Origin of the sequence: Streptomyces sp. NPDC007971 (assembly GCF_042958635.1) — a bacterium.
In the GTDB taxonomy this organism is placed as follows: domain Bacteria; phylum Actinomycetota; class Actinomycetes; order Streptomycetales; family Streptomycetaceae; genus Streptomyces.
The window spans coordinates 373,267-397,389 of record NZ_JBIBJK010000007.1 but is presented as its reverse complement, the minus strand read 5'-3'; the positions used below and the strand labels follow the sequence as shown (position 1 = coordinate 397,389).

General features: G+C 72.5%; 21 protein-coding genes, 1 tRNA gene and 2 pseudogenes. 12 read left to right on the top strand and 12 right to left on the bottom strand.

Annotated features, from left to right (window positions below; translation table 11 throughout):
• Positions 1–303: 303 nt before the first annotated feature.
• Together ACFZCP_RS17655 and ACFZCP_RS17650 are read right to left on the bottom strand one after the other, a co-directional pair.
• On the bottom strand, positions 304–1,815 hold the full coding sequence (locus ACFZCP_RS17655; RefSeq protein WP_391427902.1) for an AMP-binding protein: 1,512 nt from the start codon (positions 1,813–1,815) through the stop codon (positions 304–306).
• 82 nt (positions 1,816–1,897) lie between these two features.
• On the bottom strand, positions 1,898–3,085 hold the full coding sequence (locus tag ACFZCP_RS17650; protein WP_391427900.1) for an acetyl-CoA C-acyltransferase: 1,188 nt from the start codon (positions 3,083–3,085) through the stop codon (positions 1,898–1,900).
• Between the two features lie 156 nt (positions 3,086–3,241).
• Here ACFZCP_RS17650 and ACFZCP_RS17645 point away from each other — a divergent pair.
• Both ACFZCP_RS17645 and ACFZCP_RS17640 read left to right on the top strand, forming a co-directional pair.
• Positions 3,242–4,036: pseudogene (locus ACFZCP_RS17645) on the top strand (alpha/beta hydrolase); the annotation flags it as partial.
• A gap of 329 nt (positions 4,037–4,365) precedes the next feature.
• Positions 4,366–5,172: an SAM-dependent methyltransferase gene (locus ACFZCP_RS17640; RefSeq protein WP_391427899.1), complete on the top strand. Its 807-nt coding sequence runs from the start codon at positions 4,366–4,368 to the stop codon at positions 5,170–5,172.
• Positions 5,173–5,473: 301 nt separating this feature from the next.
• Here the strand turns inward: ACFZCP_RS17640 and ACFZCP_RS17635 are convergent.
• A pseudogene (locus ACFZCP_RS17635) lies at positions 5,474–6,343 on the bottom strand (Cof-type HAD-IIB family hydrolase).
• 196 nt (positions 6,344–6,539) lie between these two features.
• Between ACFZCP_RS17635 and ACFZCP_RS17630 the strand changes: the two are divergent.
• The 8 genes from ACFZCP_RS17630 (at position 6,540) to ACFZCP_RS17595 (ending at position 15,754) form a co-directional block, all read left to right on the top strand.
• Positions 6,540–7,349, top strand: coding sequence for an SAM-dependent methyltransferase (locus ACFZCP_RS17630; RefSeq protein ID WP_391427957.1), 810 nt, complete (start codon positions 6,540–6,542; stop codon positions 7,347–7,349).
• A gap of 60 nt (positions 7,350–7,409) precedes the next feature.
• Complete coding sequence (locus ACFZCP_RS17625; protein WP_362682287.1) at positions 7,410–8,813, top strand: glutamine synthetase family protein; 1,404 nt, start codon at positions 7,410–7,412, stop codon at positions 8,811–8,813.
• Positions 8,814–8,815: 2 nt separating this feature from the next.
• Positions 8,816–9,964 (top strand): amidohydrolase family protein, encoded by a 1,149-nt coding sequence (locus ACFZCP_RS17620; RefSeq protein ID WP_391427898.1) that lies wholly within the window; start codon positions 8,816–8,818, stop codon positions 9,962–9,964.
• Positions 9,965–10,006: 42 nt separating this feature from the next.
• Complete coding sequence (locus ACFZCP_RS17615) at positions 10,007–10,534, top strand: NUDIX hydrolase family protein (RefSeq protein WP_362683263.1); 528 nt, start codon at positions 10,007–10,009, stop codon at positions 10,532–10,534.
• A gap of 296 nt (positions 10,535–10,830) precedes the next feature.
• Positions 10,831–11,625, top strand: coding sequence for a hypothetical protein (locus ACFZCP_RS17610; RefSeq protein ID WP_391427896.1), 795 nt, complete (start codon positions 10,831–10,833; stop codon positions 11,623–11,625).
• 162 nt (positions 11,626–11,787) lie between these two features.
• Entirely contained in the window at positions 11,788–13,200 is a 1,413-nt protein-coding gene (locus ACFZCP_RS17605; protein WP_391427895.1) for an amino acid permease, read from the top strand.
• Between the two features lie 70 nt (positions 13,201–13,270).
• The gene (locus tag ACFZCP_RS17600; RefSeq protein ID WP_391427894.1) at positions 13,271–14,605 is read left to right on the top strand and encodes a SpoIIE family protein phosphatase; all 1,335 of its coding nucleotides are present in this window, start codon (positions 13,271–13,273) and stop codon (positions 14,603–14,605) included.
• 114 nt (positions 14,606–14,719) lie between these two features.
• Positions 14,720–15,754 (top strand): MASE1 domain-containing protein, encoded by a 1,035-nt coding sequence (locus ACFZCP_RS17595; RefSeq protein WP_391427893.1) that lies wholly within the window; start codon positions 14,720–14,722, stop codon positions 15,752–15,754.
• 28 nt (positions 15,755–15,782) lie between these two features.
• Here the strand turns inward: ACFZCP_RS17595 and ACFZCP_RS17590 are convergent.
• Positions 15,783–15,859 (bottom strand) — tRNA-Pro (locus tag ACFZCP_RS17590).
• A gap of 125 nt (positions 15,860–15,984) precedes the next feature.
• Here ACFZCP_RS17590 and ACFZCP_RS17585 point away from each other — a divergent pair.
• Complete coding sequence (locus ACFZCP_RS17585) at positions 15,985–16,692, top strand: transketolase (RefSeq protein WP_391427892.1); 708 nt, start codon at positions 15,985–15,987, stop codon at positions 16,690–16,692.
• 223 nt (positions 16,693–16,915) lie between these two features.
• Positions 16,916–17,836, top strand: a complete 921-nt coding sequence (locus ACFZCP_RS17580) for a transketolase C-terminal domain-containing protein (RefSeq protein ID WP_362682308.1) — start codon at positions 16,916–16,918, stop codon at positions 17,834–17,836.
• A 77-nt stretch (positions 17,837–17,913) separates the two neighbouring features.
• Here ACFZCP_RS17580 and ACFZCP_RS17575 read toward each other — a convergent pair whose 3' ends face one another.
• The 8 genes from ACFZCP_RS17575 to ACFZCP_RS17540 all read right to left on the bottom strand — a co-directional run bounded on the left by ACFZCP_RS17575 (position 17,914) and on the right by ACFZCP_RS17540 (position 24,075).
• The gene (locus tag ACFZCP_RS17575; protein WP_391427891.1) at positions 17,914–18,273 is read right to left on the bottom strand and encodes an MmcQ/YjbR family DNA-binding protein; all 360 of its coding nucleotides are present in this window, start codon (positions 18,271–18,273) and stop codon (positions 17,914–17,916) included.
• Positions 18,274–18,391: 118 nt separating this feature from the next.
• A complete protein-coding gene (locus tag ACFZCP_RS17570) occupies positions 18,392–19,294 on the bottom strand; it encodes a LysR family transcriptional regulator (protein WP_362682314.1) in 903 nt (300 codons plus the stop codon).
• Positions 19,295–19,464: 170 nt separating this feature from the next.
• On the bottom strand, positions 19,465–20,664 hold the full coding sequence (locus ACFZCP_RS17565; protein WP_391427889.1) for a glycine C-acetyltransferase: 1,200 nt from the start codon (positions 20,662–20,664) through the stop codon (positions 19,465–19,467).
• A gap of 145 nt (positions 20,665–20,809) precedes the next feature.
• On the bottom strand, positions 20,810–21,838 hold the full coding sequence (tdh, locus tag ACFZCP_RS17560; RefSeq protein WP_391427888.1) for an L-threonine 3-dehydrogenase: 1,029 nt from the start codon (positions 21,836–21,838) through the stop codon (positions 20,810–20,812).
• Between the two features lie 214 nt (positions 21,839–22,052).
• Positions 22,053–22,628 (bottom strand): GAF domain-containing protein, encoded by a 576-nt coding sequence (locus ACFZCP_RS17555; RefSeq protein ID WP_391427887.1) that lies wholly within the window; start codon positions 22,626–22,628, stop codon positions 22,053–22,055.
• 61 nt (positions 22,629–22,689) lie between these two features.
• The gene (locus ACFZCP_RS17550; RefSeq protein ID WP_362682327.1) at positions 22,690–23,289 is read right to left on the bottom strand and encodes an ATP/GTP-binding protein; all 600 of its coding nucleotides are present in this window, start codon (positions 23,287–23,289) and stop codon (positions 22,690–22,692) included.
• Positions 23,267–23,638: a DUF742 domain-containing protein gene (locus ACFZCP_RS17545; protein WP_391427886.1), complete on the bottom strand. Its 372-nt coding sequence runs from the start codon at positions 23,636–23,638 to the stop codon at positions 23,267–23,269. Before ACFZCP_RS17545 ends, ACFZCP_RS17550 begins: the two co-directional genes overlap by 23 nt.
• A 2-nt stretch (positions 23,639–23,640) precedes the next feature.
• Positions 23,641–24,075: a roadblock/LC7 domain-containing protein gene (locus ACFZCP_RS17540; protein ID WP_362682333.1), complete on the bottom strand. Its 435-nt coding sequence runs from the start codon at positions 24,073–24,075 to the stop codon at positions 23,641–23,643.
• Between the last annotated feature and the right edge of the window lie 48 nt (positions 24,076–24,123).

Below are 24,123 nucleotides of genomic sequence, written 5' to 3'. Positions count from 1 at the left end.
TCACACCGGGTCCACCACGGTGACCGGTTCACCGGGCCCACCATGACGAACGGCTCACCGGGCCCGTCGCGACGAACGGCTCACCGTGCCGACCACGGCAGCCGGTTCCCGGGCCTGCAACGACAGTCGGCCGCCCGGCCCGTCGCGACGGGCCGCTCGTCGGGACCACAACGACAGCCGGTCGCCGAGGCCGTCACGACGGCCGGTTCGCCGTAACCGCGGACGCGCCGGTTCGCCGGGGTCACGACGACGGGCGGCGCGCCTGGGACAGGGGGTGCATCGACGACCGGCGCGCCGGGGGCCTCAACTGCCCGTGTACTGCGCCCTCAGCTCCCGCTTGAGCACCTTCATGCTCGGCCCGAGCGGCAGCACGTCCGCGAACTCCACGCGCCTCGGGTACTTGTGCCGGCCCAGGTGTTCCTTGGACCACGCGGTGATACCGGGGGCGTCGGGGGCGGTGCCCTGCGCCGGTACGACGACGGCGCACACCTCCTCGCCGTGCAGTTCGTCGGGCAGGCCGATCACGGCGACCTGGGCGATGCCCGGGTGGCGCATCAGGACCTCCTCGACCTCCCGCGGGTAGATGTTGTAGCCGCCGCGGATGATGACGTCCTTCTTGCGGTCGACGATCCGGAGGAAGCCCTCCTCGTCCTTGGTGCCCAGGTCCCCGGTGCGGAACCAGCCGTCGACCAGCGCCTCGGCGGTGGCCTCGGGGCGGTGCAGGTAGCCGGAGAAGACGTTGTGGCCGCGGATGACGACCTCGCCCAGCTCACCGGGCGGCAGGAGTTCGACCTTGCCCTCGATCTCGGCGCGGGCGATCTCCACGTCGACGCCCCACAGCGGGTGCCCGATGGTGCCGGCCCGGGTGCCGAAGTCGGGCTGGTTGACGGTGGCGGCCGGGGAGGTCTCCGACAGCCCGTACCCCTCGTAGATCCGCGCGCCGAACGCGGCCTCGAAGCGCTCCAGTACGGCCACCGGCAGGGAGGCGCCGCCGGAGACGCACACGCGCAGCTCGGGCAGCGCGCCCGCGTCCGCGGCGGCCGCGGCGAGGGCCACGAACATGGTCGGCACTCCGTGGAAGGTGTTCACCTTCTCCGCGACCATCAGCTCGATGGCGCGGGCCGCGTCGAAGCGGGGCAGCAGGACGAGCGTGGCGCCCGCCCGCCAGGTGGAGTTGAGTGACACCGTCTGGCCGAAGGCGTGGAACAGCGGCAGCGCGCCGAGGGCGATGTCGTCGGCGCGGATGTCGTGGGCGTCGAAGGCGTTGACGGTCGCGTTCATGACGAGGTTGAAGTGACTGAGCACCGCGCCCTTGGGGACGCCCGTCGTACCGCTGGTGTAGAAGACGACCGCCGGGTCGTCGGCGCTGCGGGTGACGTACGACGGCAGGGGCTCGGCGCCGGCCGCGAGCCCGTCGAACTCCTCGCCGAGGGTGACGGTGCGCACGCCGAGGGCACCTGCGGCGGCGCGTCCCGTCTCCGCCTGCGCCGGGTGCACGAGCAGCAGCGTGGCTCCGCTGTCCCTGAGCACGTGCTCGACCTCCGGCGCCGAGAGGAGCAGGTGCACGGGGACGACGACTGCGCCCGCCGCGGCGATCGCGTAGTAGGCGATGGGGAACGCGGCGGTGTTGGGAGCCATCAGGGCGACCCGGTCCCCCGGCCGTACGCCCAGTTCGGTGAGCGCGCCCGCCTGCCCCCTGGCCCGTCGCCACACCTCGTGGAAGGACAGCCGCAGATCCCCCTCGACCAGCGCGGTCTTCTCGGGACGGCGCCGGGCGTTCTCGGCGAGGATGGCGGCGACGGACAGGGTTGCCATGGAGTGATGCTCCGTTTCCTTGCTGCGGCTCGTGCTACCGAATCCCCTTGCGGGGAGCCCCCGTTGAAGAGTTGAAGAGCTGTCAGTGCCTCTCGACCAGCACCGCGCTCCCCTGGCCCACTCCGACGCACATGGTCGCAAGGCCCCGCTCGGCGCCCGTGCGCCGCATCCGGTGCAGGAGCGTGGTCAGGATGCGGGCGCCGGAGCAGCCCAGCGGGTGGCCGAGAGCGATCGCGCCGCCGGAGGGGTTCACCAGGTCCGGGTCGATGCCGAGCTGGTCGACGCAGGCCAGGGCCTGGGCGGCGAACGCCTCGTTGAACTCGGCCTCCTGGAGATCGCCGACCGTCCAGCCGGCCCGGGTCAGTGCCTTGCGGGTGGCGGGGACGGGGCCGATGCCCATCACATCGGGGTGGACGCCCGCCGAGGCACCGGCGACGTACCGGCCGAGGGATTCCAGGCCCAGTTCGTTCAGGGCCTCCTCGCTGACCAGCAGGAGCGCAGCCGCGCCGTCGTTCATCGGGGAGGCGTTGCCCGCCGTGACCGTGCCACCTGCCCGAAAGACCGGCCTGAGACGGGCCAGTTTCTCCAGCGAGGTGTCCTCGCGGACGCACTCGTCCTGCTCGACGAGGATGCCGTCGGGGGTTTCCACGGGCAGCAGTTCGCCGTCGAAGTGGCCGTTCTTGCGTGCTGCCGCGGCCCGTTGGTGGCTGCGCAGCGCGAACTCGTCCTGCCGCTCGCGGGAGATGCCGTACCGCTCCGCGACCTCCTCGGCCGTCTCGCCCATGGACAGCAGGCCGTGCAGGTCCTTCATGGCCGGGTTGACCAGGCGCCAGCCGAGGCGGGTGTCGTAGGTCTCGATGCGCTGCGGCAGGGCCTCGTCGGGGCGGGGCAGCACGAAGGGGGCGCGGCTCATCGACTCGGAGCCGCCCGCGAGCACGATGTCGGCCTCGCCCGCGGCGATGGTGCGCGCGGCGGTGGTGACCGCTTCGAGGCCGGAGGCGCACAGCCGGTTGACGGTGGCGCCGGGCACGGAGTCGGGCAGGCCTGCCAGCAGCGCGGCCATGCGGGCGACGTTGCGGTTGTCCTCGCCGGCCTGGTTGGCGGCGCCCCAGTAGACGTCGTCGATGCGGGCCGGGTCGAGGGCGGGCACGTCGGCCACCAGACGGCGGATCACGGTCGCCGCGAGGTCGTCGGGCCGCAGGGCGGACAGGGCTCCGCGGAGCTTGCCGATGGGGGTGCGGCGGGCGGCCGCGAAGTGGACGGGACGCACGGCTGGGACTCCTGACCGACGACGCTGTGGATCAGCACGAATCTGTGACTGTGGCGCAGCACCACTTAATTAGCACTGCTAGTTTTAAACTATAGACCTCGGACCGGCTCCCTGGGAAGATCCTCCGGAACCTTCACCCAGGCAGCCGGAGGAGACATGTCTCACGTCCGCGAGCACGTACTCGACGGCATCGCCGTGCGCGAGTGGCCGCACCCCGAGCCGCACTACCTGGCGCTCGTGGTGCACGGCTACGGCGAGCACGCGGGCCGGTACGACGCACTGGCGGACCTGCTCACCGGGCACGGCGCGGCTGTGTACGGGCCCGATCACGTCGGGCACGGGAAGTCGGCCGGGGAACGGGTGGTGATCGAGGACTTCGAGGACGTGGTCACCGACGTGCACGCGGCGGCGGACCTCGCCCGTGCCGCGCACCCGGGCCTGCCGCTCGTCATGGTCGGCCACTCCATGGGCGGGCTGATCGCGGCTCGCTACGCCCAGCGCCACGGCGGCGAACTGAGCGCGCTGATCCTGTCCGGGCCGGTGATCGGGGCCTGGGAGCTGCCCGGACGACTGCTCGCTCTGGACGAGATCCCGGACACCCCGATCAGCCCGGCCGCACTCTCCCGCGACCCCGCCGTGGGTGCCGCGTACGCGGCCGACCCGCTGGTCTGGCACGGGCCGATGAAGCGGCCCACGCTCCAGGCGTTCGTCCGGACCCTGGAGTCGGTCGCCGAGGGCGGGGACGTGGGCCCGCTGCCGCTGCTGTGGCTGCACGGGGACGACGACCGTCTGGTGCCGCTGCCCGGGAGCCGGATCGGCGTGGAGCGGCTCAGCGGCGGCCGCCGGGCCGAGCGGATCTTCCCCGGGGCACGGCACGAGGTGTTCCACGAGACGAACAAGGCGGATGTGTTCGCGGAGGTGATCCGCTTCCTCGACTCGACGCTCCCGGGACGGCACCGGCAGGTGGGCACCGCCGCGGCGGACACGGCAGGCACCCCCGCGGCGGACACGGCAGGCACCGCCACGGGCAGCGCCCTCACGGGCAGCACCCCCACGGGCGGCGCCCCCGCATCGGGCACCCCCACGAGCGGCGCCCCCGCGGCGGGCATCGGCGCCCCGGCGAGCACCCCGCCGTCCAACCACGCGCCCAAGAGCAGCCGTTGACCGGGTCCGGAGTGGGACACGTGGCCGAAGCTCGTCTGCGCCGCCTCCCATGATCGTGTCAGACTGCTCGCGCGCCCCCGACGCGCACGGGGGCCAGTCGAGCGGAGGAGCAGCACGTGACGGGGACCCAGCCGGCCGGGTACGAGATCGACACCACCCGGCCGCATCCGGCCAGGGTGTACGACTGGTTCCTCGGCGGCAAGGACAACTACCCCGTGGACGAGCAGCTCGGGCGGCAGATCACGGCGATCGACCAGGGTGCCCCGCGGGCGGCGCTCGCCAACCGGGCGTTCATGCGCCGGGCCACGCGGGCGCTGGCCGCCGAGGCGGGCATCCGCCAGTTCCTGGACATCGGCACCGGTATACCGACCGAGCCCAACCTGCACCAGATCGCCCAGTCGGTCGCCCCGCAGGCGCGGGTCGTCTACGTCGACAACGACCCGATCGTACTGGCACATGCGGGCGCCCTGCTGCGCGGCACCCCCGACGGCGTGACCGAGTACGTCCAGGCCGACGCCCGCGATCCGCACGCCATCCTCGAACAGGCGACGGCGATCCTGGACTTCGACCGCCCCATCGCCCTGTCCCTGATCGCGCTCCTGCACTTCATAGCCGACGAGGACGGCGCCCACGACCTGGTCGCCACGCTGGTCGGGGCGCTGGCCCCGGGCAGTTGCCTGGTGGTGTCGACGATGACGGCCGACTTCGAACCGGAGAACGTCCGCAGGGGCATCGACGCGTACGCCGCCGGCGGGGTGACCCTGGTGGCCCGCTCGCAGGCCGAAGTGGGCACGTTCTTCGAGGGACTCGACCTGCTGGAGCCGGGCATCGTGTCGGTGGCCGACTGGCGCCCCGAGGACGCACCCGACGGAGCCGGGCCGATCTCGCTGTACGGCGCGGTGGGCCGCAAGCCCGCGGCCTGACCCCGCCGCAGCCCGCGGACGGGTCGCACTCCGCGCACCGGGCACACCCACAGACCGGTCACACCCACGGACCGGTCACACCCACGGACCGGTCACACCCACGGACCGGTCTCGCCCACGGACCGGTCTCGCCCACGGACCGGTCTCGCCCGCGAGGACGCCCCGTCCCGGGTCCGGCGACGCTCCCCTCCCGGCTCACTGTCGGCCCGCGCAGGCCGACGTCGGGCAGTCGGTGCACGTCGGTCGACGTCGGTCCCCGACTGCCGTCGGGCACGGCGGCCGGTCCGGACCCGGAGCCGGCCTACGAGCGCGGCAGCGGTATGCCGAGGACCTCGGCGACGGTCCGCAGGACGCCGTTGTCGTTGTTGGACGGGGCGAGGTGGCGGGCCCGGCGGAGGACCTCCGGATGGGCGTTGGCCATGGCGAAGGACCACTCGGCCGCGTCCAGCATCTCCAGGTCGTTGAGGTAGTCGCCGAACACCATGGTCTGGGCGGGCGTGATGCCCAGCTCGCGCTGGAGTCCGCGCAGCGCGGCGCCCTTGTCGGCGGTGCGGTTCATCACGTCGACCCAGTGCTCGCCCGAGACGACGACCCGGTGGGTGGCGGCGAACGCCTCCAGGGCCGGGGCGGTGGTCCGCTCGGCGGGCCCGAAGTCGAACAGCGCCACCTTGATCACGTCGTCCTCGACGGCGGTGACGTCCTCGACGATCCGGTGCTCGACGTAGTACTTGCGGACCTCCGCGAGGAACGGCTCGTCGCTCCGCTCGACGTACGCCGACCGCTTGCCTCAGACCACGGCACCGACGTCGACGCCGTCCGCGCGCAGCCGCCGTACCGTGCGGGCCAGGTCCCCGGCGACGGAGCGCTCCAGCGGATCGGAGCTCAGCTCCACGCCGTCACGGACCACATAGGTCCCGTTCTCCGCGATGAACACCATGCCCTCGGCGACCTCGGCGAACTGCCGGGCCAGGGTCGCGTACTGGCGGCCGCTGGCCGGGCTGAACAGCACGCCGCGGCGGCGCAGTTCGGCGAGCATCGGCCAGAGGCCGTCGGGTAGCCGCTTGTCGTCGTCCAGCAGGGTTCCGTCCATGTCGGTGACGACGAGCCGGATGCCGGCAGAAGGGGCGGTCGGACCGGGGGCTTCGAGCAGGGACGCGGGCGTGGCGGGCATGTCCTTCTTCCGGTCGTGAGCGGGATGCCGGGTGGGCCCGCGGGAGCCCCGGGGCAGCTCCAGTGTTCCTCATGTCTCCGGACGCCCCAAAGGCCGCCCGGGCCCGCACGCTGCGCGGTTTCCGGGACAGCACGATCGGGCGGCGGCACAATGGCTCGCGGACGTGAGCACGGGAGAACGGGAGAAGGGCGGCTACGTGAACGAGGACCGGTCCCCGACCGCAGGGCCCGCGAGGCTGAACACCTCCGTGGCGCACAACGCGCGGGTCTGGAACTACTGGATCGGCGGCAAGGACAACTACGAGGTCGACCAGCGGGTCGCCGAGCACGTGGCCGGGATGTTCCCGGTGATCCGGGCGGTGGCCCGCGCGGACCGGGACTTCCTCGGCCGGGCGGTGCGCTTCCTGGCAGCCGAACGCGGGATGCGGCAGTACCTCGACGTCGGCACCGGCCTGCCGACCGTGGACAACACGCACGAGATAGCGCAGCGGATCGCATCCGAGTCGCGGATCGTGTACGTCGACAACGACCCGATCGTGCTGGTGCACGCCCGTTCCCTGCTCACCAGCTCACCGGAGGGCGTCACCGACTACGTCGACGCCGACGTGCGCGACCCGGACGCCATCATGGGGCGCGCCGCCGAGACCCTCGACCTGGACCGGCCGGTCGCGGTGATGATGCTGGGCATCCTCAACTTCGTCCTGGACACCGGACAGGCCCGGGACATCGTGCGGCGGATCATGGCGGCGGTGCCCTCCGGCAGCCATCTGGTGCTCACCCACCCGACGTTCGACGCCGAGGTGGGCGGCGAGGGCAACCTCGCCGCGATGGAGTTCTGGAACGCCAACGCCACCCCGCCGATCACCGCCCGCAGCCGCGCCGAGATCGCCTCGTTCCTCGACGGTCTGGAGCCGGTCGGGCCGGGGCTGGTGCCGTGCTCGCAGTGGCGCGCCGGGCCGGACGCCGCCGTGGTGCCGCAGTACGGCGCGGTGGCCGTGAAACCCTGACCCCGCCCCCGCGGGGCCGACCCCGGCGCCGGCCGGGGCCGAGCCCGTCGAGGAGGACGCATGACCACCCTTGCCGATCCCGTGCCCGGCGGGCGCCCCGCAGACCTGGGCCGGGTCGCCGCCCTCACCGCCGACCTGGCCGCCCGGGGAGTGCACGGGATCGTCCTCGCGTACGTCGACACGGCGGGCGTCGGCCGGGTCAAGACGATCCCCACGGCCCGGCTGGAGGCCGCCGTGGCCCGGGGTGTCGGCATGTCGCCGGTGTTCGACACGTTCCTGGCCGACGACTCGATCGTCAGCACCGACGTCCTCGGCTCGCCCGACGGTGACCTCAGGCTCTACCCCGACCTCGACCAGTTGGTGGTGCTGGCCCGGCAGCCCGGCTGGGCGTGGGCGCCCGTGGACCGGATCACCCAGGAGGGCGAGCGGCACCCCGGCTGCGCCAGAACCTTTCTGCGCCGGATCGTCGCGGACGCCGCCGAACGGCACGGTCTCGCCTTCAAGGCGGCCGTCGAGGTCGAGTGGGCCTTCGGGCTCGGCTCGGCACCCCGGGGGGAGTTCGTCCCGGCGGTGTCCGGCCCGGCGTACGGCGCGACCCGGCAGGTGGAGCTGAGCGACTGCACCGCCGACCTGCTGGCGGCCCTCGCGGCGCAGGGTGTGGACGTCGACCAGATCCATCCCGAGTACGCGGCGGGCCAGTTCGAGGTCTCGGCGGGCGCGCTGGACCCGGTGGCGGCGGCCGACCGCAGCGTGCTGGTGCGGCAGACGATCCGGGCGGTGGCGCAGCGCCACCAGTTGCGGGTCTCCTTCTCGCCCGCGTACCTCGCCGAGGGCGTAGGCAACGGCGGCCATCTGCACCTGTCCTGCTGGCGCGACGGGGTGAACCTGCACGCGGGCGGGGACGGCCGCCACGGCATGACGGCCGCCGCGGAGTCGTTCGTGGCCGGGGTGCTCGCCCGTCTGCCCGCGCTCATGGCGGTGACGGCGCCGAGCCCGGCCAGCTATCTGCGGCTCAGGCCCTCGCAGTGGGCGGGCGTGTTCACCGCCTGGGGCCGGGAGACCCGCGAGGCCGCGCTGCGGATCGTCACCGGCACGTCCGGCTGCCAGGACCAGGACGCGAACCTGGAGGTCAAGCCGGTCGACCTGGCCGCCAACCCGTATCTGGCGCTGGGCTGCGTGATCGCCGCGGGGCTCGACGGGATGGCGGCGGCCCGGACGCTGCCGCGGGAGATCACCGGCGATCCGGCCCGGTACGGCCCGGACGAGGCCGCCGCCCTCGGGGTGGAGCGCCTGCCCGTCGCACTGCCCGAGGCGGTCGAGCGGTTCCGGGCCGACCCGGTGCTGCGGACGGCGCTGGGCCCGGTCCTGGCGGACGCAGTGAGTGCCGTACGGCTCGGGGAGGCGGCGGCCGTCGACGGGCTGGACGACGCGCAGGTGGCCGCCGCCTACCGCTGGACGTACTGACGATGCCCGCCGCCGGCCCGGTCCACGAGGCGCTCGCCGCACTGCCGCTGGTCGACCACCACTGCCACGGCGCCGTGACGGCCGACCTGGAACCCGGGCAGTTCGAGTCGCTGATCACCGAGGGCGACGCCTGGCCCGGCGTGTCGCCCTTCGACAGCCCGGTCGGGGTGGCCGTGCGCCGCCACTGCGCGCCGCTGCTGGACCTGCCCCGGCACGCTCCTCCCGCCGACTACCTCGCCCGCCGCTCGGCCCTGGGCTGGCGCGAGGTCAACCGGCGTTTCCTGACCGCCGCGGGTGCCGGGGTCTTCTGCGTCGACACCGGCTACGCCCCGCACTCCGTCACCTCCCCGGCCGAGCTGGCCGAGGCCTCCGGCGGCACCGCCCACGAGGTCGTACGGCTGGAGCAGATCGCCGAGGCGGTGGCTGCCCGCGGCGGGCCGGCGGGCGCGTACTCGGCCGCGTTCCGGACGGCCGCCGAAGAAGCCGTCCGGCGCCCGGGCGTGGTCGCGGTCAAGTCGGTGGCCGCCTACCGCACCGGCTTCGCCCTCGACCCGGGGCGCCCCGCGGACGCGGAGGTGGCCCGGGCTGCCGGGCACTGGTTCGCGGCCGGCGGACGCCTGAGCGATCCGGTCCTGGTCCGGCACCTGCTGTGGACGGCCGTCGAGCTGGGCCTTCCCCTCCAGTTGCACACCGGCTTCGGCGACGCAGACCTGCGGCTGCACCGCGCCGATCCCGCTCTGCTCACCGACTGGCTGCACCTGACGGCCGGTGCGATCCCGGTCCTGCTGCTGCACTGCTGGCCGTACCAGCGCCAGGCGGCCTACCTGGCCTCGGTGTTCGAGCAGGTGTACCTGGACGTCGGCCTGGCCCTGCACTACACCGGCCCGGCCCGCTCCCGGGCGGTGCTGGAGGAGGCACTGGAGATCACCCCGTTCCGCAAACTGCTGTACAGCTCCGACGCCTATGGTGTGGCCGAGTTCCACCACCTGGGTGCGGTGTCGTTCCGCCAGGGGCTGGCCGAAATGCTGCAAGCCCGGGTGGACGCCGACGAGTTGAGCCTGACCGACGCCCTGCGCATCGCGGCCTGGACGGGACGTGACAACGCCGGCCGGCTGTACGGACTTCCCGCAAACGATCCGGCCCGTGACTGAGCGGGCGCCCCACTCGGAAAGTATGATCAAGCAATGGCTGACATGACCGAAACCACGCCCGGCTGGCTCACCACGGACGAGCTGGAAATGGCCAGGGCCCGGATGCCGATCCTGTACGTCGAGGCCGTGCCCGTACGCGTGGACGACAGCGGCGAGGTCACGAGCATCGGACTGCTGCTGCGCATCGGCCCGGACGGAACGGTCAGCCGGACCCTGGTCTCCGGCCGCGTCCTGCACCACGAGCGGGTCCGCGACGCCCTTCTGCGCCATCTGGAGAAGGACCTCGGCCCGGTCGCGCTGCCCCGGGTACCGGCCTCGATGCAGCCGTTCACGGTCGCGGAGTACTTCCCGACGGCCGGGATCACGCCGTACCACGACCCGCGCCAGCACGCCGTGTCCCTCGCCTACGTCGTCCCGGTGACCGGCGACTGCCGGCCCCGGCAGGACGCCCTGGACCTGGTGTGGTTCAGCCCGCAGGAAGCCGCTTCCGAGGCCCTGCACAGCGAGATGCCGGGCGGGCACGGCGTGTTGCTGAAGCAGGCGCTCGCGCACGTGGGCGTCGTGTCCTGACACCCTGCCCCCGCCGCTCCTGACGCCCGCGCCCGCCGCCGGGGCCGCCTGCCGCCCATACCGCCGGGGCCGCCTGCCGCCCATACCGTCGGGCCGCGGGACGGCCCGCGCGGCGCGGCCGGCGGTCCAACCGATCTTCGTACCCCTCGCGTCCCGGCGGTGACCAGGGTTTTCTCCACGTCGTTCAGGTTGTGGTCAGGCTCGCCGCGACGCGTGGCAACACCTGTACCTGAAGCCCCAAAACAATGGCAAAGGGGACTGGGGAACAGGCAGTTGACCGTGCGAGGGTGCGAGCCATGAGCACAGAGCACGTCCTCGACCAACGGCACCGCAGCACCGCCCGCGCCCTCCTCGGCGAGAGCGCGAACAAGGTGCCCGAGGTGACCGTCTACTTCTGGATCATCAAGGTCCTCACCACCGGCATGGGCGAGACCGCGTCCGACTTCCTGGCGCACCAGCTCGGCCCCGTCCCGGCGGTCGGTCTCGGCGGTCTCGCGTTCGCGGCCTCGCTCGTGCTCCAGTTCGCCGTCCGCCGGTACGTGGCCTGGGTGTACTGGACGGCGATCGTCATGGTCAGCGTGTTCGGCACGATGGCGGCCGACATCCTGCACGTGGGTCTCGGCGTTCCCTACACCCTCTCGACGCCGCTCTTCATGGTCGCCCTGGCCGCGGTCTTCGCCCTCTGGTACGCGAGCGAGCGGACCCTGTCGATCCACAGCATCCGCACCCGCCGCCGCGAGGCGTTCTACTGGGCGGCCGTCCTCGCCACCTTTGCCCTCGGCACCGCCGCGGGCGACCTCACGGCGACCATCGGCCTCGGCTACCTCGGCTCGGTCGTCCTGTTCGCCGTCGCGATCTGCGTCCCCGCCCTCGCCCACCGGGCGGGCACCCTCGGCGCGGTGACCGCCTTCTGGACGGCGTACGTCATCACCCGTCCCCTCGGCGCCTCGACGGCGGACTGGATGGCCCTTCCGACGGCCCGCGGCGGCCTGGACTGGGGCCTGGGCCCGGTCACCCTGTCCTGGACGGTGGCGATCCTGGGGTTCGTCGCCTACCTGGGAGTGTCGCGGCGGGACGCCGGCAGCGCGTAGGACATTCATCGGCCAGATCCCCCCTGAGCTGCAGTTCTTGCGCTCCGGGGCGGGTGAGGCGAAACAAGAAACGGTGATTTGGTGCCAGGTCGGGGCGTCCCCGACCATGGCCTCGCCCCGGTGATCCCGGGAACATCAGTTTGATGAGAGGCGCACCACCCCATGCACGTCACCGGGACCGCCCCGCAACCGGCTCCGACCCAGCCGGAGACCCGCACGGTTTCCCCCGAGGACCCCGAGGGCGGCACCGGCCGGCACACCCGCCGTTTCGGACTGCCCGTCGCCACCGCCCTCGTCATGGGCAACATCATCGGCGGGGGCATCTTCCTGCTCCCGGCCTCCGTCGCCCCCTTCGGCACGGTCAGCCTGGTCGCCTTCGGCGTCCTGACCGTCGGCGCCATCGCCCTCGCCCTGGTCTTCGGCCGCCTCGCCGAGCGCGACCCGCGCACCGGCGGCCCCTACCTCTACGCCCGCGAGGCCTTCGGGGACTTCGCCGGCTTCCTCGCCGCCTGGGCGTACTGGATCACCACCTGGGTGTCGAACGCGGCCCTCGCGGTCGCCGCGGTCGGCTACCTCGACGTGCTGATACCGGTGGGCGACCACCGTTGGAGTGCCTGTCTGGCCGCGCTGACGCTGCAGTGGCTGCCCGCGCTCGCCAACTTCGCGGGCACCCGCTACGTGGGCGCCGTCCAGCTGGTCTCCACCGTGCTGAAGTTCGTCCCGCTGCTGCTCGTCGCCCTCGGCGGGCTGTTCTTCTTCGACCCGGCGAAGCTCGGGCCGTTCAACGCGGGCGGCGGCAACGCGGTCGGCGCGGTGTCCGCGTCCGCCGCCCTGCTGCTCTTCTCCTACCTCGGTGTGGAGTCCGCCGCCGTCAGCGCGGGCGAGGTCGAGAACGCCCGCCGCAACGTGGGACGCGCCACCGTCATCGGCACCGCCGGCGCGGCGCTCGTGTACCTGCTGGGCACGCTGTCCGTCTTCGGTACGGTCCCGCACGACCACCTGGTGACCTCCACCGCGCCCTTCTCGGACGCCGTGAACGCCATGTTCGGCGGCACCTGGGGCGGCTGGGCCGTCGCTCTGGCCGCGCTCGTGTCGATGACCGGCTGCCTCAACGGCTGGACGCTGCTGAGCGCCCAGACCCCCTACGCCGCGGCCCGGGACGGCTTGTTCCCCGCCGTGTTCACCCGGCGCCGGCGGGGTGTGCCCGTCGTCGGGGTCGGCGTCACGGTCGTCCTGGCCTCGCTGCTCACCCTCTACAACTACGTGTCGGGGTCGGCGAAGGTCTTCGACATGCTGGTCCTCGTCACCACCTTCACCGCGACCGTGCCGTACCTGCTGGCCACCGCGGCACAGGTCTTCCACCTCGTCTCCGGCCGGGGCGGGCCGGTCGACCGGGCACGGCTCGTGCGCGACGCGGTGATCACCGCCGTGGCGACCGCCTTCTCCGTCTGGCTCGTCGCCGGCGCCGGATACGCGGCGGTGTACCAGGGCGTGCTGTTCCTGTTCGTGGGGATCATCGTGTACGCGGTGATGGCGGCGCGGCGACAGCGTCGTGGCGCGTATATGTACAAATAGCTGTTTACCCTGATTCGTACCACGCTGTGGTCCCGAATCGACCGGGACCGTGCCAGGAGGCCGGAATGTGATGGCGGGAGACAAGGGCGGGAATCGGCCGCGCCGCCAGCAAATCCCCGACCTGCACGCACGCCTCCGTTCCGAGCTGGGCCGGATCGACGAGCAACTGCGCGGCCTGGTGTCCTCCATCGACCGGCTGCAGGGCCTGCTGGACGCGGTCGTGGCCATCAGCCGTGAGGTGGAGCTGCCCGCGGTGCTGCGCCGGATCGTCACCACCGCCATGGAGCTGGTGGGCGCCCGCTACGGGGCACTGGGTGTGCTCAACGAGAACGGAGAGCGCCTGGCGCAGTTCATCACGGCCGGCCTGTCCGAGCAGGAGCGCCTCGATCTCGCCGAGACGGGCCTGCCGCGGGGTCTGGGAGTCCTCGGTCACCTCATCCGCCACCCCGAGCCCCTGCGGGTCGACGACATCCCGGCCCACCCCTCCTCCGCCGGGTTCCCGCCCGGCCACCCGCGCATGAGCACCCTGCTCGGTGTCGCCATCAGCGTGCGCGGCGAGATCTACGGTGACCTCTACCTCGCCGAACGACGCGACGGACGGCCCTTCGACGCGCAGGACGAGAACGTCGTCGTCGCCCTCGCGAGCGCCGCCGGCATCGCGATCGACAACGTCCGCCTGTTCGAACGGGTACGTGTCGGGGCCGAGCAGTTCCAGCGGCTTCTCCTGCCCACGCTGCCCGACCTGCGGCCGTTCACCGCGGCCACCATCTACCGGCCTGCCGCCAAACCCAGCCAGCTCGGCGGGGACTGGTACGACGCCGTCCGCCTGCCCGACAACGCCGTGGCGATCGTGATCGGCGACGTGGTCGGACACGATCTGCATGCCGCGGCCGCCATGGCCTCCACCCGCAACATGCTGCGCGCGCTGCTGTTCGACCTGAGCAGTCCGCCCGGGGCGATCCTCGCCCAGCTCGACCGGACCCTGGAAGCCCTCACGCACAACCCCGTCACGACCACCACCCTGGCCCGCATCGAACCGGAGGGCGCGGGCTGGCGGCTCCGCTGGAGCACCGCGGGCCACGTCCCGCCCCTGGTGATCACCCGCGAGCGCCGGGTGGACTACCTGCTCGGCGAACCCGGGCTGCCGCTCGGCGTCGACACCGCGCAGCCCCGCCCCGACCACTCCCGCCTCCTCCCGCCGGACGCGACCCTGGTCTTCTTCACCGACGGACTGATCGAACACCCCGACCAGCCCATCGACGAGAGTCTCGCCCGGCTCGCCCGGCTCGCGGCGGCGTACGCCGCCCTGCCCCTGCCGGAGTTCGTCCAAGCACTGGCCGACCACCACCCGAGCGACGGTCACGACGACATGGCCATCGTCGCTCTGCGCACCCCGGGCGTCTGACCTCCGGGGCTCCCCCCTGCGGGGCCCTGCTCCCGCAGCCCGGCGGTGCCGTGGAGGATCCGTGGGATCCGGCGGATGATGAGTTGCGGGGCGTGACGACACGGAGGTCGCCCGATGGCTGTCGTGCGGCGTGAACGGCTCCGGCGCGGCAGCGTCGCCGCCCTGGAGATCTGCGTCATCGCCGCGCTGTACTTCGGGGCGGCCAAGCTGGGTCTGCTCCAGCAACTGGTGCGCGACCAGGTCACGCCACTGTGGCCGCCGAGTGGCATCGCGGTGGCGAGCCTGCTCCTCCTGGGCCCCCGGATCTGGCCCGGGATCGCACTGGGTGCGTTCCTGGCCAACGCCTCACTGGGACCGTCGCCGCTGGCCGTGATCGCGATCATGACGGGAAATACCCTCGCCCCCGTCTGCTCCTACGCACTGCTGCGCCGCGTGGGGTTCCGCAACGAGCTGGACCGCCTGCGGGACGCCCTCGCCCTGATCTTTCTCGGCGCGTTCACCGGGATGCTGGTCAGCGCGACGGTGGGCACCACGAGCCTGGTCCTGTCGGGCGGGCTGAGCGCCGGCGACTTCTGGCCGACGTGGTCGGTCTGGTGGACCGGCGACGCGATGGGCGTCCTGGTGGTCACGCCGTTCCTTCTCGTCCTGCGTTCGGCGCACCGGCCGAGGGGTGCGTCGCCCGTCCGGTGGGTGGAGGCGCTGCTGCTCCTGGCGGCCACCGCCGCCGTCGGCGTCCTCGAAGCCAGCCACGCCCCGCTGCTGTTCCTCGGCTTCCCCCTGCTGATCTGGGCGGCCTTCCGCTTCCAACTGGCCGCAGCAGCGCCCTGCGCGCTGGCCGTGTCCCTCTTCGCGATCATCGCCGCCGCCAAGAGAGCAGGCCCGTTCGCCGGTCAGGAGCTGCTCATCGACATGATCACCCTGCAGGCGTTCAACGGTTCCGCCGCACTGACCGCGCTGCTGCTGTCGGCAGTGGTCAGTGAGCGCAACGAGAACCAGCGGGAGATCGCGCGCGCCTGCGGACAACTCGCCGGAATGGTGGCCAGCGTCGCCGCCGGAGACCACCACCTGCTGCTCGGCTGCGCGGAGGACGAGGAGGAACTGCCGGCGGAAGGCCCAGGGACACAGCAAAGGCCGCCTCCTCAGTTCTGAGAAGACGGCCTCCGACCGGCTGTGAAGCTGGTCGGGACGACAGGATTTGAACCTGCGACCCCTTGACCCCCAGTCAAGTGCGCTACCAAGCTGCGCCACGTCCCGGTGCCGTTTGACCTGGGGTTTCCCTGGTCGAAACGCGCAGGGAAACTCTACCGCACTCGGGTCGGTGGTCGCGCATCCGTTTCCGACTTGACCTCGAGTTTGGTTGAGGTTGCACGATCCTCGGTATGACGATCACTGCGGACGACAGCCGCACCTACGGCTACGAGGACCTTCCCCGGCTGATGGGGCTCATGACGGGCGACGAGAAGCACGGTCCGGCGGCCACCTCCACGCTCGACGTGCTGTGGGTGCTGTACGACCGGGTGCTCCGCGTCACGCCGCAGCGCGGCGAGGACCCCACCCGGGACCGCTTCCTGCTGAGCAAGGGGCACGGACCGATGGCGTACTACGCCGTGCTGGCGGCGAAGGGCTTCGTGCCGGTCGAGTGGCTCGCGGACTTCGGGGCGTACGACTCCCCGCTCGGGCACCACCCCGACCGGGTGCTGGTGCCGGGAGCCGAGATCGGCAGCGGGTCGCTCGGGCACGGGCTGCCGATCGGCGTGGGCACCGCGCTGGGGCTGCGCGCGCAGAACCTGCCCGAACCGGCCGTCTGGGTGCTGATCGGGGACGCCGAGCTGGACGAGGGCAGCAACCACGAGGCGATCGCCTTCGCCGGGCCCGCCGCGCTCGACCGGCTGCACACTGTCGTGATCGACAACTCCTCCGCCAGCCACGCGCGGCCCGGCGGGATCGCCGCACGGTTCGAGGCCGCGGGCTGGTCGGCGGTGACGGTCGACGGGCGCGACCACGAGGCGCTGCACACCGCGTTCACCGCCCCGCATCCGGGACGCCCGCACGTGGTCGTCGCCCGTGTCGAACCGAAGAACACCTAGAGCCGGAGGGCGCTCGGAACCGAAGACCACCGGGAGCCGGAGAGTGCCTAGAACCAAAGGGTGCCTGGAACCGGAGAGTGCCTGGAGCCGCACAGCAGAGCGCCCGATGCCACTCGTCCGCCCCGCTCGTCCGCCGCGCCCCTCTTGCCCTCCGCGCTCCTCCGGCCCGCTCCTCCGCCCCTCTTGTCCGTCCCGCGACATCTCCGTAGAAAGGTCCAGCCTCATGGACACCATGCGTGACCGTTTCGCCCCCGTCGTCTCCCGGCTGCTGGACGAGGATCCCCGTGTCGCGGTGGTCCTCGCCGAGATCGGCAAGGACGGCTTCGCCGAGGCCGCGCGACGACATCCGGAGCGGGTGATCAACGTCGGCATCCGCGAGCAGCTCCTGGTCGGGGCGGCGGCCGGGCTTGCGCTCACCGGGCTCAGGCCCGTCGTGCACACCTTCGCCAGCTTCCTGGTGGAGCGGCCCTTCGAGCAGGTCAAGCTGGACCTCGGGCACCAGGACGCCGGTGCGGTACTGGTGAGCGCCGCCGCCTCCTTCGACTGGCCGTCCGGCGGCTACACGCACATGGCGCCCGGCGACGTGGCGCTGCTCGACACCCTGGACGGCTGGACCGTGCACGTGCCCGGGCATCCCGACGAAGCCGAGGCGCTGCTGCGGCATGCGGTCGCCGCGGGGGACGACAAGGTGTACGTCCGGCTCTCCGTCCAGGCCAACCGGCAGGGCCGAGCGGTCGGCGGGGAGCGCTTCCTGACGGTCCGCGAGGGGCGCCGCGGGGTGGTCGTCGCCGTCGGTCCCGTGCTGGACGCCGTGCTCGCCGCCACGGAGGGGCTGGACGTGACCGTGCTGTACGCGACGACCGTACGGCCCTTCGACACGGCCGCGCTGCGCCGGGCCGTGGACGCGGCGGGCACCGACGTCGTGCTGGTGGAGCCGTATCTCGCGGGAACGTCGACGACCGCCGTGAGCGAGGCGCTGGCCGATGTGCCGCACCGTGTGCTGGGGCTCGGCGTCGGCCGCCGCGAGCTGCGGCGGTACGGCACGATCGAGGAGCATACGGCCGCGCACGGGCTCGACGCGCGAAGCCTGCGGGAGCGCATCGGCCGGTTCGTGCACACCGGACGGACGGCCGTGCCGGCGTGACCGCCGCGCCGGGGGCAACCGCGCCACGCGGCCGGGCTGCCAGGCTGCCGGGCTGCCGGGCTGCCGCCGGGGGATTGTCAGCGACCGCCGCGCAGGCCCAGCTCCGGGTAGGCGTCGATGAGCCGGGACGGAGCGGCCTGCCGCCAGGAGTCGGCGAGGATGTCCCGCAGTTCGTCCTCGTCCTCCAGGGCGGCGAGTCTCGCTCTCACCCAGGCGAACTGGGCCTCGTGGTCGGCGATCCAGAACTTGTCGGGCTCGGCCATGACCAGTTCGTCGCGCTCCTCCTTGGGGCAGCGCACGGCGATGGACGTCTCGTCCTCCGGGAGCGTGGCGAACATCTTCCCGGCCACCCGGAACGTGGGCATGCTCCAGGCGATCTTCTCCGTGGTGTCCGGCAGGGACAGGGCGATTCGGCGTACGTCTTCGGCATCCGGCATGCCACGCACGGTAGTCCGTGCCACTGACAGTCACCCGGTCGGCGGGCACCGGTGCGGCGGGGGCGGAGCGCAGGTGGCCGGACGGGCCCGCCGAGGAGGCGGGCGGACTACGGAAGCCTCACGCCCGTGCCGCCTCGCCCAGGGCGGCCAGCACCGGGCGGATCAGGGGATGTCCCTCGGCTCCTCGTCGTATCGCCGCGAAGACACGGCGGGTCGGGGCCACGCCGTCGACGGGGCGGACGACCACGCCCGCGAGATCCATCCCGCGCAGGGCCGAGCGCGGTACGAGAGCCACGCCCGCGTCGGCCGAGGCCAGGGCGACCACGGCACGGAAGTCGTCGGAGGAGTGCTCGAAACGGGGCTGGAATCCGGCGTTCTCGCAGGACAGGACGACCACGTCGTGGCAGGGGTTGCCGGGGTACGGGCCGATCCACGGGTCCTTGGCCAGTTCGGCGAGGGGGACCTCGGGACCGTCGGCGAGGCGGTGGCCGAGCGGGACGACCGCGTCGAAGGGCTCGGCGTACAGGGGCACGTAGGTGAGCCGGGGGTCGTCGGCGGGCGGGGCGCCCCGGTACTCGACGGCGACGGCCACGTCCACCTGCCGGTCCAGGACCATGGGCAGGCTCGCGTCGCCCTCGGCGTCCTGGACGCGCAGACGGATGCCGGGCGCGCTGGTGGCCAGCCTGGCCACGGCGGGCGCCACGACCTGGGCGATGCCCGTCGCGAAGGCGGCCACGGTGACCGTGCCGGCCTCCCCGGAACTGTAGGCGGCCAGCTCCGCCTCGGCCCGCTCCAGCTGGGCGAGGACCGCGTTGGTGTGGCTGAGCAGGATCTCGCCCGCCGCGGTGAGCCGTACGCCCTTGGCGCTGCGCTCGACCAGGCGGTGACCGGTCTCCTGCTCCAGGGCCGTCAGCTGCTGGGAGACGGCGGAGGGGGTGAGATAGAGCGCGGCGGCTGCCGCGGTGACCGTGCGGTGGTCCGCCACCGCACGGAGGATGTGGAGCCGCCGTGCCTCGATCATGCCGTCAAGTATCCCAAGGCACCGGCGCCTGATGTCCCCCGGTACCGGCACCGTTTGTCCCGAGGTACCGGCACCCTTCGTCCCGGGGTGCCGGCACTGCATGTCCCGGGGCTCGGCACCACAGGTCCGCGGGCCGGGCACCACACGCCTCCCCGGGGAGGCGGCATCGCTCAGGCAGCCAGCTCCGCGCGCGCCGCGACGAACGCGTCGACCGCGCGGTTCACGTCCTCGGTGGAGTGCGCGGCGGACAGCTGGACCCGGATGCGCGCCTGGCCCTGCGGGACGACCGGGTAGGAGAAGCCGATCACGTACACACCCCGCTCCAGCAGCAGCTCCGCCATGCGGGCCGCCTCGGCCGCGTCACCGATCATGACGGGCGCGATGGCATGGTCGCCGGGAAGGACGTCGAAGCCCTCCGCGGTCATCCGGCTGCGGAAGAGGGCCGTGTTCTCGTTCAGTCGGACACGCAGGTCGTCGGCCGACTCCAGCAGGTCGAGGACCTTCAGGGAGGCGGCCGCGATCACCGGGGCGAGCGTGTTCGAGAACAGGTACGGGCGGGAGCGCTGGCGCAGCAGGGCGACGATCTCCGCGCGGGCGGCGACGTAGCCGCCGGAGGCACCGCCGAGGGCCTTGCCGAGGGTGCCGGTGATGATGTCGACACGGTCCATGACGCCGTGCAGCTCGGGGGTGCCGCGGCCGGTCGGGCCGACGAAGCCGACGGCGTGCGAGTCGTCGACCATGACCATGGCGTCGTAGCGGTCGGCGAGGTCGCAGATCTCGGCGAGCGGGGCCACGTAGCCGTCCATGGAGAAGACGCCGTCGGTGACGACCAGCTTGCGCCGCGCGCCGCCCTCGGTCGCCTCCTTGAGCCTGGCCTCCAGCTCCGCGAGGTCGCGGTTGGCGTAGCGGAAGCGGCGGGCCTTGGACAGGCGGATGCCGTCGATGATGGAGGCGTGGTTGAGGGCGTCGGAGATGACCGCGTCCTCCTCGCCGAGCAGGGTCTCGAAGACACCGCCGTTGGCGTCGAAGCAGGAGGAGTACAGGATCGTGTCCTCCTGGCCGAGGAAGGCGGACAGCCGCGCCTCCAGCTCCTTGTGCACCTCCTGGGTGCCGCAGATGAAGCGCACGGAGGCCATGCCGTAGCCCCAGCGGTCCAGGGCGTCGTGGGCGGCGGCGACCACCTCGGGGTGGTCGGCGAGACCGAGGTAGTTGTTGGCGCAGAAGTTGAGGACCTCGCCGGGGCGGCCGCCGGCGGTGACGTTGACCGTCGCGGACTGCGGGGTGCCGATGACGCGCTCGGGCTTGTGCAGGCCGGCGGCGCGGATCTCGTCCAGCGTGGCACGCAGGTCGTCACGGACAGAGGTGAACATCAGGAGGACTCCATCGAGTACGAGGGCGAGTGGGCCGATGGGGCGCGCCGGTGTCGCGGGGTCGGGCGTGCGCAGGCCCGCAGGTCTGAGCACGGCCGGTCTCCCGGCACCGGCTTCGGCGCCCCGGAGGTGAACCGGGCCGGAATCAGGCAGTCCAGTCGAGGATGATCTTGCCGCCGGTGCCGCTGGCCGCGTCGGCGAAGGCCGCCTCGAAGTCGCGGTAGTCGTACCGGCCGGTGATCACGGGGGCGAGGTCCAGGCCGCCCTCCAGCAGCACCGACATCGCGTACCAGGTCTCGAACATCTCCCGGCCGTAGATGCCCTTGATGGTGATCATCGAGGTGACGATCCGGGACCAGTCGACCGGGAACTCCTCGGCGGGCAGGCCGAGCATGGCGATCCGGCCGCCGTGCGTCAAGTTGGCGATCATCTCCCGCATGGCCTCGGGGCGGCCGGACATCTCCAGGCCGATGTCGAAGCCCTCGCGCAGCCCCAGCTCCCGCTGCCCGTCGGCGATCGTGGACCGCGAGACGTTCAGGGCGAGGCTCACGCCGATCTTGCGGGCGAGCTCCAGGCGCTCCTCGCTGACGTCGGTGACGACGACGTTGCGGGCGCCGGCGTGGCGGGCCACCGCTGCGGCCATCAGGCCGATCGGGCCGGCGCCGGTGATCAGGACGTCCTCACCGACCAGGGGGAAGGACAGCGCGGTGTGCACGGCGTTGCCGAACGGGTCGAAGATCGCGGCGACGTCGAGGTCGACCGGGACACGGTGCACCCAGACGTTGGACGCGGGCAGCGCGACGTACTCGGCGAACGCGCCGTCCCGGCCGACACCGAGGCCGACGGTCGCGCGGCACAGGTGGCGACGGCCGGCCAGACAGTTGCGGCACTTGCCGCACACCAGGTGGCCCTCGCCGCTGACCCGGTCGCCGACCCGGATCTCGGTGACGTCGCGGCCGGTCTCGACGACCTGCCCGACGAACTCGTGTCCGACCACGAGCGGGGTGCGGATGGCCTGCTGCGCCCAGCCGTCCCAGGCCCGGATGTGCAGATCGGTGCCGCAGATACCGGTCCGCATGACCTTGATCAGTACGTCTCCGGGGCCGATGGCGGGCTCCGGGACGTCCGCGAGCCAGAGGCCCGGCTCCGCCTTCTGCTTGACCAGCGCCTTCAACGCTACGACTCCCGTGGGTGAGGTCCCGGCCGCGGGTTCGCCGAAGGGGCCCGCACCAGGTCAGAGGGGTGGAATCACTCCGCAATCTGCCGCATCCACGGGCACGGGTCCATCGAGCTTTTCTTAACCGGCGCCTCAGCTTTCCTTCACGCCCCTCGCCGCTCGCCCCGTGCAGCCGTCGCTCCGGGCGGCCGTCGCCCCGCGCGTCCGCCGCTCAGAGCGGAAGCTCGTCGCCCGCGGATCGCTCGATGTGCAGGGCGAGTTCGGCGGCCAGCGCCTTGATGGTCTCCAGACCGGATCTCCCCCAGGCGCGGGGTGCGACGTCGGAGGCGCACACGGTGCCGAGCGCCATGCCCGAGCGGTCGATGAGCGGGGCGCCCAGATACGACCGAATGCCGTACTCGTCCACGACGGGGTTCCCCGCGAAGCGGGGGTAGTCACGGACGTCCTCCAGGACCAGGGCCTTGCGGCGGACCACCACATGGGGGCAGAAGCCGTGGTCGCGCGGCAGGACACGGCCGACCTCGGGCCTGCTGCCGTCCTCCCGGACCACCGGCGCGGTCACGGGGGTACGCAGGCCCGCGAAGAACTGGTGGTCCTCGCCGATGAAGTTGACCATGGCGTACGGCGCTCCCGTGAGCCGGGCGAGATGGTCCGCGAAGGCGTCCAGGGCGGGCTCGGGCCGCTCCCCCAGGCCGAGTCGGCGCAGCCGGGAGATGCGGGCCGGGGCCTCTTTGTCCTCCGGGGTGAGCAGCAGACCACGGACCGGCCGCGGCGGCTCATAGCTCATGGCCGGACTCCGTCGCAGTGGGCATGTCTCATAGGGCGGCTCCGTCGGCGATATGGCTGGGTCACATGTGGGCGCCGTGGCTCGGCGCGGGCGCGGGGGCGTGGGCGATGAGGTGGCGTACCAAAGTGAGCAGGGTCTGCACACCGGAGCTGGAGATACGGGCGTCGCAGCAGACGACCGGGATCCCGGGGTCGAGATCGAGGGCCGCGCGGACCTCGTCCGGGGCGTAGCGGTAGCCGCCGTCGAACTCGTTGATCGCGACGATGAAGGCGAGGCCGCGCTCCTCGAAGAAGTCCACCGCCGCGAAGCACTCCTCCAGACGGCGGGTGTCGGCGAGGATCACCGCGCCGAGCGCCCCTTCCGACAGCTCGTCCCACATGAACCAGAACCGCTCCTGCCCGGGCGTGCCGAACAGGTACAGGACGTGTTCCGGATCGAGGGTGATCCGGCCGAAGTCCATGGCGACCGTCGTCTCGACCTTGTTCTCGATGCCGTCGAGGTTGTCCGTGGCGGCACTGACCGTGGTGAGGAGTTCCTCGGTGCTCAGCGGGGCGATCTCGCTCACCGCTCCCACGAAGGTCGTCTTGCCGACCCCGAACCCGCCCGCCACCAGGATCTTCAGCGCGGTGGGGAACGGGTCAGAGCTGTCGTCGTAGTCCATCGAGCACTGCCTCCAGCAGAGACCGGTCAGTGGGGTTGTGGTGGAAAGCGGGGGGCTTGGTGGTCAGCGCCCCGCAGTCGACGAGGTCCGAGAGCAGCACCTTGGTGACCACCGCGGGCAGCTTCAGATGCGCGGCCGCCTCGGCGACCGAGACGGGCGCGCGGCACAGGTCGAGTGCCTGGGCGTGCTCGGGGCCGAGGTAGCCGAGCGGAGTGACACCGGTGGCCATCACCTGCGACATCAGGTCGAGAGCGATGCTGGGCTTGGTGCGACCGTTGCTGACCGTGAACGGGCGCACCAGCCGCCCCGCCGCGTCGTCGAGCCAGGGCCCGTCGCCGGCTGCGGCCACGCTCAAGGCCTCATCGCCGTGGAATCGACGGCGTGCTGCCGGGGCGCGGTCACGAGATAGGGACGGACGCTCTTGACCAGCATCGCCATCTCGTAGCCGAGCACGGCGGCGTCGGCCTCGCGGCCGGCGAGCACCGCCAGGCAGGTGCCGGACCCCGCAGTGGAGACGAACAGCAGCATCGAGTCGAGTTCGACGACGACCTGGCGGACGTCCCCGCCGTCGCCGAACCGGATGCCCGCGCTGCGGCCGAGGGAGTACAGGCCGGAGGCGAGGGCCGCCATGTGGTCGGCGCTGTCGGGGTCGAGGCCGTGCACGGACTTCACCAGTCCGTCGCAGGACAGGAGCACCGCGCTGCTGGTGTGCGGTACGCGCTGCACAAGGCCGCTCAGCAGCCAGTCGAGGTCGGATGCCTGGGCGGTCGGCGCATCGCTCGCCATGGTGGATCGACTCCTTGGGGTACGAAGATCTGTGGGAGCGCCGGGGGT